The following is a 14,370-nucleotide window of genomic DNA, read 5'->3' as shown; positions in this document are numbered from 1 at the left end:
CGTTATACTCCCTGTCCGGCGTTGAGCAACACATGCTCGCGAACACCGGCATCAACTGCAAAAACGTCCATTAAATAGGTCAGGAACGCCCGGTCATGGCACATGGTTTTACCCGGACTATCCGAAATCTTGGCGACCGGCTGGCCACCGAGGCTGACCATTTTCATGACCGCATTCAACGGTTTGTTCACCTCAAAATCGGCCATCAGCCAGGTGCCAATCCCAAACGAAGTTTGTATCCGCCCTTTGAAGTGTTTATAGATCAGTACAGCCCGTGAAAAATCCAGTCCGTCGGAAAACACCAGCATCTTGCGGGTCGGATCGACGCGCAGCGCTTCCAGACGCGCGATGATTTTCTCACCCCAAAGGATCGGATCGCCACTGTCATGACGAAATCCATCATACAGTTTGGCGAAATAACGATCTAAATCGCGACAAAAAGCATCGACGCCGATGACATCAGTCAGCGCCACACCGAGATCGCCCCGATATTCCCGCACCCAGTTTTCCAGCGCCGCCTTCTGGCTATCGACCAGACGGTAATTCAGTCCTTGGTGCGTTTGCAGCCATTCGTGAGCCATAGTGCCTAAAAAGGGTAATTGTAATGCCTGGGCAAGATGCGGATTGCTGGTACCACCAAATTGTTTGGGCACCGCCTGTTGCAGCATTTCGGCCACAATGTGCTGCGCCTGATAACTGAAACGGCGCCGCGTGCCAAAATCAAAAAAACGGAAATCATCTAAATCGACGCTATCGCCCAACCGGTTCAGTTGCTCAATCTTGTGTTGGGTGCTGTTGCGGATCTGCGTTTCACTCAGCCCCGGATACAGCATTTTATTTCGGATCTCACTGACCGTGGCCATCACCGGAATTTCAAAGAGCGATACATGCAACTGCGGCCCTTTCACCCTGATGATCAGGCGCCCTTTTTCAATACGGACATCGAGCTGATCCAAATTGAAGCGGAACAGACGCAGAAAGGCCAGATAATCGTCTTTCAGATAAGGTGCCCGGCTGTGCAGAAAAGCCAGTTGGGATTCGGTGGCCTGAAGATCCGCCAAAGCCTCTAATTGCTCGCGGATCTGAAAAATATAGGGCGTGAGGTCTTCATGACTGCGGCAATAGAACTCCCAGACCCCCTCCGCATTGGGCAACTGATGCAGATAGGCTTGCTGCATGGTGAGTTTATAAAAATCGGTATCAATGAGACTTTGGATACAGAGAGTGTCAGACATGGGCTGCTCCCGTTTTTACAGAATTACGTGTTCAATAACCATTTCAGTTCGTTCAGATCACCGGGTAATAAGATGCCTGACTGCCGCATTTGTTCTATTGCTTCTTGTATTGTGTCATCCGCAATGCCCCGGCTGGCAGAAAGATTGACCAGCACATTGAACCCGGCCTTTTTCAGCTGCAATGCCGTCGTTTTGACACAGTAATCCAACGCCAGACCACCCACGATCACCGAGGACACCTGGTGCTGATTTAACCATTCAATCAGCCCGGTCGAGAGTTTTTCCGACAAATCGTGATAACAGGCACCGTACGGATGCAGTGTCGGCTCGACCCCTTTATAGACCAGAAAATCATAATCCGTAACGGCCGGTAAGCCCTCAATGAGGTTAAAACCGTGACTGCCGGGTACTGCATGTGCCACCCAGGTTACATCGGCCTCAGGTAAACCGACCGGTTGAAACATCTCTGCATGCGATGGCACGACCCAGGGAGCTAACGGGGTATGTGCATCTTTCGTCATGATGCGGTAGTCGGCTAATCCCGCCTGTGCATTCAGTGCCTGTGCAATCAGGTGGCCTTCCGGCACAGGCAATTCATCCGGGCACAAGGGGGTAAAGGTGTTTTGCACATCCACATCGATTGCGGCAATTTTCATTTTTGCTCCCTGAATTGGTTCCTGTAAGATACCAATATCGCAAAAGGTATTGCAGAGGAACCAATATGTCAATTATTATTTCCGGGATGAAAAACAGAGAAGGTTGCTGAATGTCGCGTATTGCTGTGATGGGCTCGGCGTTTAACCCGCCCACACTGGGTCATAAAGATGTCATTGAACAAGCACTGAAACAGTGTGATCAGGTATGGCTGGTTCCTGCCTTCCGCCATGCCTGGGGGAAAAAGATGGCACCTTACCCGGTACGTTGCCAAATGGTGGAGTTGTTTACGCAGGATCTCGCCGATCCTCGCGTCACCCTGCATGCCCTTGAACATGAAATTGCCGGTGAAAAGCCGGTCTATAGCTTTGATGTGCTGGCTGCTTTGCAGTCGCAGATCCAGCCGGACGATCAGCTTTTTCTGGTGATCGGCCCCGATAATGCTGCCTCGTTTGATAAATTTTATCGCGCTGATGACATTCGTCGTCGCTGGCAGTTGCTCGTCGTCAAAGAGCGCATTTCGGTGCGCAGCACCAAACTTCGTGCCGCATTGAAGCAGCATAAACCGATCACCGGCATGACCACATCCTGCGTTGCCTCATTCCTGTCAACGCACCCGGTTTACAGTGAGCACACGTCATGATCACCACCATTGATACCGTATTACTGCGTATCGCGGATAACGAATTACAGGTTTTGCTTTGGCAAAGACCGTCGGATAGCCGGGCCTATCCCGGTTTCTGGGCGCTACCAGGAGGGTGGGTCTTTGAAGATCGCGACGAGACGCTGGAACAGGCAACCTGCCGAATTCTGGAACGCAAAGCCGGTTTAAAACCGGATTACATTGAACAGGTGGCCACCATCGGCAATCGTCAGCGCGATCCAGATGGCTGGTCGATGACGGTGTTACATCTGGCTCTGCTCCGGTTCAGTTGTTCCAGTTCTACGCATGAAGATACACATTGGGTTCCTGTCGAGAACGTACTGAATCAATCGCAGGAACTGGCCTTTGATCATGCCGTATTACTGGCAAAAGCGTTGGAGCGGTTGAATACCAAAGCCCGTTACAGCACGTTGCCACTTTATCTGGCAGAACAGGAACTCAAGCTCCCCGAGCTACAGCGGATTTATGAAATTGTATTAGGTAACCCGCTGCATAAACGGGCGTTCCGCGAGCGGATCCTCAGTGCCGATGTTTTGCAGGATACCGGTAGACGCGTGCAGGGACGCGGCTCGCCCGCCACGATCTATCGCTATCATTCCGATTGTCCGGTTCGTTTGTTTGACCGGATGATGCAAGGCGCATCAACGGAAACAGTTGACGAATAACCCTCCCGCTTAAAAAAATGACCGGCAGAGGCCGGTCATAGCGATGTACAACACATAACGCTTATACGCGGAAATGGTTCACCTGCTGGTTCAAATCCCGCGAGATTTCGTGCAGATCGGCCGCCAATTCATTGGAGCGACGAGCCATATCACTCAGATCATCCGACACATCCTTGGTTGCCTGAATGTTGCGGCCGACCTCTTCCGTCACTGCGCGTTGTTCTTCTGCCGCACTGGAGATTTGCATTGCCATATCAGCAATTTGTGCGATGGCATGCGTGATCATATCCAGCGCGGAGGTCGCATTCTGGGCATCGTCGACACTGCCTTGAGCCAGCATCTGACTTTGTTCCATCGTGCTCACGGCCTGATGCGTATTACGTTGCAGTGTCTCGATCATGCTCCTGATTTCACCGGTGGAATGCTGTGTTCGCTGGGATAACACACGAACTTCGTCTGCCACCACCGCAAACCCTCGCCCCTGTTCCCCCGCCCGCGCCGCTTCAATCGCCGCGTTCAGCGCCAGCAGGTTGGTTTGTTCTGCAATCCCCTGAATGGTTGCCAATATAGTATTGATTTGCAGGGCATTCTGTTCCAGTTCACGAATAATGCCCGATGCCTGTTCGACTTCACTGGCCAGACGGGTAATGGATTGCTGGTTGCGGGCAATTACCCCCTTACCCTCTTCACAACTGTTCGCGGATTCACGCACCGCCTGTGCGGTCTGCTCGGCATTGCTGGCAACTTCATTGGCCGTCGCCGACATCTCATGCACAGCCGTGGCAATCTGTGAAATTTCCTGCTGCTGATGTTGTAGCGAAGTGTTGTTTTGCGCCGCCATATCGCGCGATTGACCCGCCTGTCGATCCAAATCCTTGGCGGAGTCAGCGATCTTCAGCATCATGTCATGCAGTTTATCGAGAAAAGCATTGATATTGCGGGTCACCGCACCGATTTCGTCGTCCTTGGTCACCGCAAGACGCTGCGTTAAATCGCCATTCCCCCGCGACAAGGCCGCCACCGCTTCCGCCATCGTATCTAACGGATGCAGCATCCCCCGAATGATCGCGAAGGCAGCACCCACCACCACCAGTAGTTGGATCAAACCGAACAGCACCGTGTGTTCTAGCTGCTGAGTCATATTCTGCATGGCCACGGTTTTGTCATACAGCAAGCCAAAATACCAGTCATAACCCGGGATCTGCTTAAAGACCACATAGGTGGTCATCCCATTGATCGTGATTTCATGCAATTCATTATTCTGAGACATGCTCTGGACGGCTGCTAAATTCAATTCGGGAGCCAGATCCGTTGCCGGTTTCAGCGCGAGTGCAGCCTCTTTGTACGCCACAATGTTGCCCGCACTGTCGACCAGCAATCCGCTAATCCCTTCCGATTGAATTTTATTAACATTATCAATAAGTTCTTGAATGACAATGTCGCCACCGATAACCCCTTGGTTATTGCCATAATCAAAAGGCTCCGCAATACTGATCAGCAGTTTATGGGTTCCGGCATCTTCATACGGAGTTGTCAGTATGGCCTTGCCGGCGGCGCGAGCATCCTTATACCAGCCTCGTATGCGGGGGTCATAGCCATCCGGCGCTTTCCAGTCATTGGAGACCATCATCTGCCCGGTCGATGTCCCGGCATACACCATTTCCAATTTGCCTGCCGCTTGGGCCTGAGCCAAAGCTGGCACCGGATCGCCGCCAGCTTTAGACAAAGCCTGCTTGGCGGAATCAATGATGCTGCCGCTGTTATCCAACCAATATTTCAGATAATTCACCTGTGTTTTGGCGACCGTCTGCGCATAATTACTGACCGTTGTTTTTGCCTGTGCCTCCAATGATTGGCTCATGCCCCACAGTTGGATCGCCGTCATCACCACCAGCAACGCCACCAGCGCCAGTAATAGCCGGTTCTTGATATTCAGTGTCATAGAAGCTCCCTTTGTACATGACGATATAAAATGCTGTTATAGTTTTAGTTTCACATTTTATATTTGGTGTTAATGGTCAAACCAACCCCGGCACAGAGTAAAATTCAAATGTAAACCCTCTCTATTAACTGTAGATGAGATAAAAAAAATCCCGAACAAAGTCCGGGATTTTTATAAAGAAACGAATAAATAATTGCGCTTCAGCAAAAATTTTTTGAATCGGCTATACGCGGAAATTATTCACCTGATTGTTCAGATCACTTGAAATTTCGTGCAGATCGGCAGCCAGTTCATTGGAGCGACGAGCCATATGGCTCAGCTCGTCAGACACATCTTTGGTCGCCTGAATATTGCGCCCCACCTCTTCCGTGACTGCACGCTGTTCTTCGGCGGCGCTGGAAATTTGCATCGCCATATCCGAAATTTGTGTAATCGCATGGGTGATCAATTCCAAGGCTGCAGTTGCACTTTGCGCATCTTCAACACTGTCTTGCGCCAGAGTCTGGCTTTGCTCCATGGTGCTGACCGCCTGATGCGTGTTGCGCTGTAAAGTCTCGATCATGGCCCGAATTTCTCCGGTGGAATGCTGTGTCCGCTGGGATAACACACGAACTTCATCCGCCACTACCGCAAAGCCACGGCCTTGTTCACCGGCACGCGCCGCTTCAATCGCCGCATTCAGTGCCAGCAGGTTAGTCTGTTCAGCAATCCCCTGAATCGTGGCCAAAATAGTATTAATTTGTAGCGCGTTTTGCTCCAGCTCGCGAATAATGCCCGATGCCTGTTCCACTTCACCGGCCAGACGAGTAATCGACTGTTGGTTACGGGCAATCACTTCTTTGCCTTCTTCGCAACTGTGGGCCGACTCACGCACCGCCTGCGCGGTTTGTTCCGCATTACTGGCAACTTCATTGGCCGTTGCCGACATCTCATGCACAGCAGTCGCAATCTGGGATATTTCCTGCTGCTGATGCTGCAACGACGTATTGTTCTGCGCGGCCATGTCACGTGATTGTCCGGCTTGTCTGTCCAGCTCTTTCGACGAATTGGCAATTTGCATCATCATGTTGTGCAATTTATCGAGAAACGTATTGATATGCCGGCTAACAACGCCGATCTCATCATGCTGGGCAATCGCCAGACGGTGTGTCAAATCGCCATTGCCACGAGAAAGTGCTGCCACCGCTGCTGCCATCGAGTCTAATGGACGCAAGGTGCTGCGGATGATGACAAATGCCGCTCCCACCACCACCAGCAGTTGAATCAGCGCAAACACCAGCGTGTGCATCTGTTGTGTTTTCATATGTTGTAACGCAACCGATTCGTCATATAACAAACCGAAATACCAGTTGTAACCGGGAATTTGTTTGAAAATAACAAAAGCAGATCGGTCGGCCAGCGAGATTTTATGTAATGCGCCATCCTGAGCCATTTGCTGAACGGAGGATAAATTGAGTTCCGCTGCCAACTGAGAAATCGGTTTAAGCGTCAATGCGGCATCTTTCGAAGCCACAATATTGCCGCTGCCATCGACCAACAGGCCGCTCACACCATCAGACTGAATTTTATTGACGTTGTTGATCAGATCGGTAATGACGACATCACCTGAGATAACGCCTTTATTGGCGCCAAAATCATAGGGCTCCGCCACACTAATCATCAAGGCATGACTGGATGCGTCTTCATATGGGGCAGTCACGGTCAGCTTGTTGGCACTGACGGCGTCTTGATACCAAGGGCGTTGCCGAGGATCGTAACCCTCCGGTGCTTTCCAGCCAATCTTAGACACTACCATACGACCGTCGGCTGTTCCGGCATAAACCATATCGAATTTGCCCGCCGCTTCTGCCTGCATCAGCGCGGGTACCGGATCAGCATCTGTTTTGGAAAAAACCTGTTTCGCGGCATCGACAATGCTCGCGCTGTTGTCCAACCAGTATTTGAGATAATTCACCTGCGCAGCCGTCACGGTTTGCGCGTAATTATCGACCGTGTGTGTTGCCTGTTCAGCCTGCGTCCGACTGCTGGACCAAAGTTGTACACCCGACATCACTACCAGTAGCGTCACTAACGCCAGCAGCAGTTTATTCTTGATATTCAGGGTCATAAAATCTCCATTTATAGTGATAACCAGCGACCGATAAGAGAAAATACTTAAATGCCAAGCGCCATTTTACGCTGATTTAAAAAACCGAGATCAAAAAATCCCGCATGACGCGGGATTTAACAAAGAAAAGTAATGGATCAGGCAACGGTAACGCGGGCAAATTTACGTTTTCCAACCTGCCAGACTGAGGTGCCAGTTGTTACCAACAGCTTTCCGTCAGTCACCACGTCACCATCACGCTTGACCGCATTTTGCTTGATCATACGCAGCGCTTCAGAGGTTGTTTCCACCAGCGCCGCCTCTTTCAGCAAATTACCTACAGCGATCCCTTCTGCGGCCGCCGCTACGGTCACTTCCGGCATTTCATCAGGAATGGCGTTTTTGGAGAAGCGTTGAGTAAAATCATTGTGCGCCGCTTCCGCCGCCGCGTCGTCGTGATAACGGGCAATGAGTTCTTTGGCCAGCCAAATTTTCACATCACGCGGATTCAATTTGTTGTCGGCAATATCGGCCTTGAACTGGGTGATTTCGGCCAGAGGACGAGTCGACAGCAGTTCGTAGTAACTCCACATCAGCTCATCAGAAATGGACATGATCTTACCGAACATCTCTGTCGGCGCATCATGCACACCGATGTAGTTGCCCGCCGATTTAGACATCTTCTTCACGCCATCCAGACCCACCAGCAATGGCATCATCAAAACGCATTGCGTTGGCTGACCTGCATCTTTTTGCAGTTCACGGCCCATCAGCAGGTTGAATTTCTGGTCGGTGCCGCCCAGTTCGACATCGGCTTTCAATGCAACGGAATCGTAGCCTTGCAGTAACGGGTAAAGAAACTCATGGATCGCAATCGACTGACCGTTGGCATAACGCTTCTTGAAGTCATCACGTTCCAGCATGCGGGCAACGGTTTGCTTCGCGGCCAGCTTGATCATGCCAGTCGCACCCAGCTCTTTCAGCCAGGTAGAGTTATATTCGATACGGGTACGCGCCGGATCCAAAATCTTGAAGGCTTGTTCCGCATAAGTTGCGGCATTCACCTTGATCGCCTCTTCCGACAATGGCGGACGGGTTGCATTCTTACCTGAAGGGTCGCCTACCAGCGCCGTAAAGTCACCGATCAGCAGGATCACTTCATGTCCGAGATCCTGAAAGGTACGCAGTTTATTCAGAATAACCGTATGCCCGAGGTGAATATCTGGCGCTGTAGGGTCCATTCCCAATTTGATACGTAACGGGCGGCCTTCTTTCAATTTCGCTACCAGCTCTTCTTCAACCAGAATCTCTTCTGCACCGCGTTTGATTTCAGCTAATGCGGTTTCCAACTCGGACATGCTTTTACTCCAATACATTCTGCAAATGGGGCACAGTTTACGAAATGGCTGTCCACATGAAAAGCAAGTAAACTGCCGGTAACTCAATTCATGGTGAAAGAATAGGTATATGGCGCTCTATATTGGTCTGATGTCCGGCACCAGCATGGATGGTATTGATGCCGCTTTAGTCGAGTTTGATCCGCAACATGATCGGCCTGTCTTGCGGGGAACCCACGCCAGAGCCTGGCCTGACGATTTGGCGCAACAACTTCACGCCATCTGTACGCCCGGTGAAAACGAAATCGATCGTATGGGCTGGCTGGATCAACGGGTAGCGGAAGAATTTGCCGCCGCCACGCATGAATTATTGGCACAGCAGGGGGTGGATCACCGCCAGATCAGTGCCATTGGCTCACACGGGCAGACCATCCGGCATCGTCCGGAGTTAGGCTTTACCCTGCAGATCGGTAACGGTGCCCGATTAGCAGCGATGACAGGGATTGACGTGATCTGCGATTTTCGGATGAAGGATGTCGCTTTGGGAGGGCAAGGTGCGCCACTGGTGCCGGCTTTTCATCAGGCGGTATTTGGCCAGGCCGATGAAGCCCGCTGTATTCTGAATATTGGCGGGATTGCCAATGTATCTGTCTTACCGGGACAGGCCGAACAGGTGTTCGGTTTTGATACCGGCCCCGGCAATACCCTGTTGGATAACTGGTATCGTCAGCATCAGAGTGGACAATATGATGCCTCTGGCGCATGGGCTGCCAGTGGCAACATTCATCCACCTTTGCTGGCTGATTTGCTCGCGCACCCCTATTTTGCCCAGCCTTACCCGAAAAGTACCGGGCGGGAAACGTTCACCCTGACATGGTTACAGCAACAACTGGCGGCCCATCCGTCTATTATGCCGGCTGATATCCAAAGAACGTTGCTGGAGCTGACGGCACTAAGCATCTGCGATGCCGTCCGCCCTTTATCTGACAGCGCAGCACTTTATCTCTGTGGCGGTGGCGCACATAACCCGTTACTTTGCCAGCGTATTGCAACTTTGTTACCCGATTGGCAGGTTGATTCGACGGAAAAACTGGGAATGCATCCAGACTGGGTCGAAGCCATTGCCTTTGCCTGGCTGGCGCATTGCTTTTGCGAACAACGGCCGGGGAACTTGCCTGCCGTGACAGGAGCGCGTCAAAAAACCATTCTGGGCGCACTTTATCCGGCAAATTAATCAACAGACAGTATCAATGACTATTTTAGAACGCACCATTGAGGGGCAATCAAACGTTGGCGTAGAATGGCGCTACCGGAGTCTGTGATTAGAGTCACAACTTACGGAATATAAATAACACTGGGAATATAATTTTATCTAAGGATACCAAGATGAAAAAAGCGCTGATACTGGCTGGTTTGATGGTTGTAGCTCTGACTGCGTGTGAAAAGAAAGAAGAAGCCGCTGCACCGGCAGCTCAACCAGCCGCAGCGGCACCAACTGCTGCGCCAGCAAAAACTGAAGCAGCCACAACGTCTGCTGCAGTGACTACTTCTGCTGCAACTGCTACCTCTGCTGCTCCGGCTACTGAAGCAACCAAGAAGTAACCTATCTGATCAGCCTGTCAGGCCAACTGCCTGACAGGTTTCCGTGTACAGGATTAAACTGAGAAGCTGGAACCACAACCGCAGGTGGTAGTCGCATTTGGGTTGCTAACGGTAAAGCGCGAACCTTCCAGACCGTCGATGTAGTCAACCACACCACCCACCAGATATTGCAGGCTCATACCATCAACCACCATGATCACGCCGTTCTTTTCCACAACCGTATCGGTTTCATTGATTTTCTCATCGAAAGTAAAACCATACTGAAAGCCAGAGCAGCCACCGCCGGTGATATAGACCCGCAATTTCAGTTCCGGATTTTCCTCTTCGGTGATCAACGCTTTTACTTTCGCCGCCGCCGCATCGGTCATCTCAATGGGAAACTGCACTGCTACCTCACTCATAACTACCTCACTCGGCCTGTGGCCAGAAACAACGCTGTAAACTTATTCGTTCAATTCAGCAAATTATCTAATACCCGACTAAACAGTTCAAGTATTACTCAGTTTTGCGCTTCCCTATAATGTATCACTGGGAGATCTTTTCTGCTTTATCTGCTTTTGCGTTATAGTCGAAGGATTATTTCACACTGAAATACGGACTGATCTTTCATGGCTAATAGTACATCCCGCTCTGAACAACTCTTTGCTGCTGCTCAATTATCTATTCCGGGTGGCGTCAATTCTCCGGTGCGAGCCTTTAACGGCGTGGGCGGAACCCCTCGTTTTATCGAAAAGGCAGATGGTGCCTATCTTTATGATGTCGATGGTAATCGTTACATTGATTATGTCGGCTCCTGGGGGCCGATGCTGTTAGGTCACAATCATCCCGCCATTAAAGCAGCCGTGTTGGCCGCGGTGGAAAACGGCTTAAGTTATGGTGCGCCGACAGAAAATGAAGTGCGGATGGCTGAGATGATCCGCGAGATCATGCCGAACATGGAAATGGTGCGCATGGTTAACTCTGGCACCGAAGCCACCATGAGTGCCATTCGTTTAGCACGCGGTTACACCGGTCGCGACAAGATCATCAAATTTGAAGGTTGCTATCACGGTCATGCCGATTGCCTGCTGGTCAAAGCAGGATCGGGCGCGCTGACCTTAGGTCAACCCAATTCACCGGGCGTTCCTGCCGATTTTGCCAAACACACCCTCACTTGTACTTATAACGATCTGAATTCTGTCGCTGCCGCCTTTGACAATTATGGCCCGGATATCGCCTGTATCATTGTTGAACCGGTCGCCGGCAACATGAACTGCATTCCACCAGTTCCCGGTTTCCTGGAAGGGTTACGCGCTCTCTGTGATCTACATGGCGCACTGCTGATTATCGATGAAGTCATGACCGGTTTTCGGGTCAGCCTGCAGGGTGCACAAGGTTATTATGGCATCACGCCGGATCTGACGACTCTGGGCAAGATCATCGGAGGTGGTATGCCGGTCGGCGCTTTTGGTGGCAAGAAAGAGATCATGGCCTATATCGCGCCAACCGGCCCGGTGTATCAGGCAGGAACCCTGTCAGGGAACCCGGTCGCGATGGCTGCAGGTCTGGCCATGCTCACCGCCATCCAGCAACCCGGTTTATACGAACAACTCAGCGCCAAAACCCAACAAGTCGCCGAAGGTCTGAAACTGGCGGCCGCCAAATATGGTATTGCACTGGCTGTCAATTATGTTGGTGCCATGTTCGGTTTCTTCTTTACCGACGAACCTGAAATCACCCAGTTTGAACAAGTCAAACAGTGTGATATCCACGCCTTTAAGCAGTTTTATCATCTGATGCTGGCAGAAGGTATTTATCTGGCACCTTCCGCTTATGAAGCCGGGTTCCTGTCATTGGCTCACAGCGATGCCGATATTGCTGCAACACTTGCGGCCGCCGAACGTTGTTTTGCACAAATGAAAAAATAAGCCGACATTTCCCCTGAGAGCGTTTCAATCTGAGGGCGCTTTTCAAGCGGCAATAAAAAAGGCGTGAATCATCACGCCTTTTCTTTGAACTATTGCCTCACACCTTAAAGTGCGACATGAGCTGTTGCTGCTGATTTGCCAGGTCATTCAGTTTTTCAGCATTTTCTGCAGAAGTATCTGCCATACCGGTGATATCACTGCTGACATCACGGATATTCGTCACACTGCTGCTGATATCACCGCTGACTTTGCTTTGCTCTTGTACCGCATGGGCGATATGCGTGTTCATATCCTGAATCACGGCGATGGAACGGGTAATTTGCTCCAACACACCAACCGATTGCTGTACGTTATGCAAGGTTTCATCGGCTTGTTTGTGACTTCCCAGAATCGCCGTCACCACATGATGAGTACCGGTTTGCAGTTCATTAATGACACCGTGGATCTGCCCGACAGATTCCTGAGTACGGGAAGCCAGATTGCGCACTTCATCAGCGACCACCGCAAAGCCACGGCCTTGCTCACCCGCACGCGCCGCTTCGATGGCCGCATTCAATGCCAATAAATTGGTCTGTTCAGCAATACCTTTGATGACATCCAAGATTTTATTGATGTTGTTGCTGTTTTCCGCCAAGCGCTCAACCTGTGGTTTGGCATCACTGATATAACGCATCAGTGAATCCATGGCCTCCAGGCTCTCTTCGACAACGGCCTTACCCTGCTGTGCCGCATGTTCCGCTTCATCAGCTGCGTCTACCGCCTGACCAGCACGATCCGCAATGTTGGCGGAAGTGGCATGCATTTCTTCAAATGCTGCTGCGACCTGATCGATTTCACGGAACTGATATTGCAATCGATCGCGGGTCTGGCCCGACACATAATTGGCTTGTTGCGCCGTATCACGAGTTCCGTCTACCGCAGTCACCACTTGGGTAATGGTGCCGCGCAGTTTATCCAGGAACAGGTTAAATGCCCGAGCCAGTGCACCCATTTCATCGTTACTTTGGATCTGTAAACGTTGTGTCAGGTCACCATCCCCGCTGGCAATTTCATTCAACCGTTCAACCACCATGCGCATCGGTGCCACAATGCGGTTGGCACTCAACCACATCGCCAGTAACACCAGCAAGGTTACAATACCCCCGGTCAGGATCTGGCGGGAAACTGCACTGCTGATTTGCTGATCCAGTGAAGCACTGATCTGATGGGCTGCAGCCAATACATCTTGTCCTGGAATTTCCAGCAGCATACCCCAGGTTGGTAAACCATCATTATTAACCGGAATAAACAACTGCAAGGTATCGTTCTGCCAGTTGACCTGAACTTTTGCCTGTTTCAGCCATCCTTTCAGTTGTTCGGCCAGTTTTGGATCTTTTTTGGCAATGCTGTCGCCAGGCACAAACGGCATATCACTGACTGAAACCGCAATGCCTTCAGAGGAAATTAATGCTGCTTTACCGTGGCCGGAGAAGAGTTGCGAATCCAGTTCCTTGATGGCGGACTGCATGGAATCTAACGCAATATCCATCCCGACCACGCCAAGCACATTATCACCATCGACCACCGGTTGTGTCACGGTCACCATCAGCAGTTCTTTTTTGTTGCTGGTATCTTTATAAGGGTTCAGCAAGCAGGGGCCATGCACACGGATACTGCAATTAAACCACTCATTTTTAGCAAAACCATTTTCATTAGCGGTTGAGTCTTTAATGTCTTTTTCCGTCAAGTTTTCGAGTGTTAACTCACCTTTGTCATTGCGACTCCAGTACACCGAAAAACGCCCAGATTCATTACCACCATCCTCACCCTGACCCGCATAGGTATCATCCGCATGGCCTAATGCGGCAGGCAACATGACACTATAAACGCCCAGCGCATAAGGCGTACTCTTAGCAGTCTGTAATACCAGACTGTTCAGTGAACGACGTAAAATGCCGGAACCCAGATAATTTTGTTCCGCATATTGTTTTTGAGCGGTCAAGCTGGCAGCAAGAATGGAGGTTCGAATTCTGGCCTCATGCAGATAGCTGGTGACGCGAGAAACTTCAGCCTCAGCACGCCCCTCCACTAATTGCACCGCATCTTCTTTGATTTTTTTATCAGTCTGCGCCAACACCAGACCTTTGGTTGATTGCAAAGCATAAACAGATAAACCGATGAGCAGAACAACGGCAGAAAATAACCCGACAGCAGACAACAGAGTGATTTTCCACTGAATAGAAAAATTACGCATAGAAATTCCCTGATTCAAGACGAAAACAGATAGCCACATAACGTT

12 protein-coding genes are annotated in these 14,370 nt (G+C 50.8%); 5 read left to right on the top strand and 7 right to left on the bottom strand.

The genetic code is table 11. The features are described 5' to 3' along the window. Nucleotides 1-2: 2 nt before the first annotated feature. Together pncB and H027_RS0111340 are read right to left on the bottom strand one after the other, a co-directional pair. A complete protein-coding gene (pncB, locus tag H027_RS0111345; RefSeq protein WP_024872578.1) occupies nt 3-1,235 on the bottom strand; it encodes a nicotinate phosphoribosyltransferase in 1,233 nt (410 codons plus the stop codon). A 23-nt stretch (nt 1,236-1,258) separates the two neighbouring features. Beyond that, nucleotides 1,259-1,891: a nicotinamidase gene (locus tag H027_RS0111340; protein ID WP_024872577.1), complete on the bottom strand. Its 633-nt coding sequence runs from the start codon at nt 1,889-1,891 to the stop codon at nt 1,259-1,261. Nucleotides 1,892-2,001: 110 nt separating this feature from the next. Between H027_RS0111340 and H027_RS0111335 the strand changes: the two genes are divergently transcribed. Together H027_RS0111335 and H027_RS0111330 are read left to right on the top strand one after the other, a co-directional pair. Beyond that, complete coding sequence (locus tag H027_RS0111335; protein ID WP_024872576.1) at nt 2,002-2,532, top strand: nicotinate-nicotinamide nucleotide adenylyltransferase; 531 nt, start codon at nt 2,002-2,004, stop codon at nt 2,530-2,532. After that, a complete protein-coding gene (locus H027_RS0111330; protein WP_024872575.1) occupies nt 2,529-3,218 on the top strand; it encodes an NUDIX hydrolase in 690 nt (229 codons plus the stop codon). Before H027_RS0111335 ends, H027_RS0111330 begins: the two co-directional genes overlap by 4 nt. 61 nt (nt 3,219-3,279) lie before the next feature. On the opposite strand, the gene H027_RS0111325 is transcribed toward H027_RS0111330, so the two are convergent. From H027_RS0111325 to tyrS, 3 genes are all read right to left on the bottom strand, one after another. Continuing rightward, the gene (locus H027_RS0111325; protein WP_024872574.1) at nt 3,280-5,160 is read right to left on the bottom strand and encodes a methyl-accepting chemotaxis protein; all 1,881 of its coding nucleotides are present in this window, start codon (nt 5,158-5,160) and stop codon (nt 3,280-3,282) included. A gap of 223 nt (nt 5,161-5,383) precedes the next feature. After that, complete coding sequence (locus H027_RS0111320; RefSeq protein WP_024872573.1) at nt 5,384-7,267, bottom strand: methyl-accepting chemotaxis protein; 1,884 nt, start codon at nt 7,265-7,267, stop codon at nt 5,384-5,386. A 137-nt stretch (nt 7,268-7,404) separates the two neighbouring features. Then, on the bottom strand, nt 7,405-8,604 hold the full coding sequence (gene tyrS, locus H027_RS0111315) for a tyrosine--tRNA ligase (protein WP_024872572.1): 1,200 nt from the start codon (nt 8,602-8,604) through the stop codon (nt 7,405-7,407). 109 nt (nt 8,605-8,713) lie between these two features. On the opposite strand from tyrS, the gene H027_RS0111310 reads away from it, so the two are divergent. Both H027_RS0111310 and H027_RS0111305 read left to right on the top strand, forming a co-directional pair. Continuing rightward, entirely contained in the window at nt 8,714-9,817 is a 1,104-nt protein-coding gene (locus H027_RS0111310; RefSeq protein WP_024872571.1) for an anhydro-N-acetylmuramic acid kinase, read from the top strand. Nucleotides 9,818-9,969: 152 nt separating this feature from the next. Continuing rightward, nucleotides 9,970-10,185 carry a hypothetical protein gene (locus tag H027_RS0111305; protein ID WP_024872570.1) on the top strand — a complete coding sequence of 72 codons (216 nt, stop codon included), beginning with the start codon at nt 9,970-9,972 and terminating at the stop codon, nt 10,183-10,185. A 53-nt stretch (nt 10,186-10,238) separates the two neighbouring features. Here H027_RS0111305 and erpA read toward each other — a convergent pair whose 3' ends face one another. After that, entirely contained in the window at nt 10,239-10,586 is a 348-nt protein-coding gene (erpA, locus tag H027_RS0111300) for an iron-sulfur cluster insertion protein ErpA (RefSeq protein WP_024872569.1), read from the bottom strand. Between the two features lie 207 nt (nt 10,587-10,793). Here erpA and hemL point away from each other — a divergent pair, with 207 nt between their 5' ends. Next, nucleotides 10,794-12,092 (top strand): glutamate-1-semialdehyde 2,1-aminomutase, encoded by a 1,299-nt coding sequence (gene hemL / locus H027_RS0111295; RefSeq protein ID WP_024872568.1) that lies wholly within the window; start codon nt 10,794-10,796, stop codon nt 12,090-12,092. 97 nt (nt 12,093-12,189) lie between these two features. Here the strand turns inward: hemL and H027_RS0111290 are convergent, their stop codons facing one another. Further along, nucleotides 12,190-14,325: a methyl-accepting chemotaxis protein gene (locus H027_RS0111290; RefSeq protein WP_024872567.1), complete on the bottom strand. Its 2,136-nt coding sequence runs from the start codon at nt 14,323-14,325 to the stop codon at nt 12,190-12,192. Between the last annotated feature and the right edge of the window lie 45 nt (nt 14,326-14,370).

Source organism: Tolumonas lignilytica (assembly GCF_000527035.1).
Lineage (GTDB): Bacteria > Pseudomonadota > Gammaproteobacteria > Enterobacterales > Aeromonadaceae > Tolumonas > Tolumonas lignilytica.
This window is presented reverse-complemented; position numbering and strand designations above follow the sequence as displayed.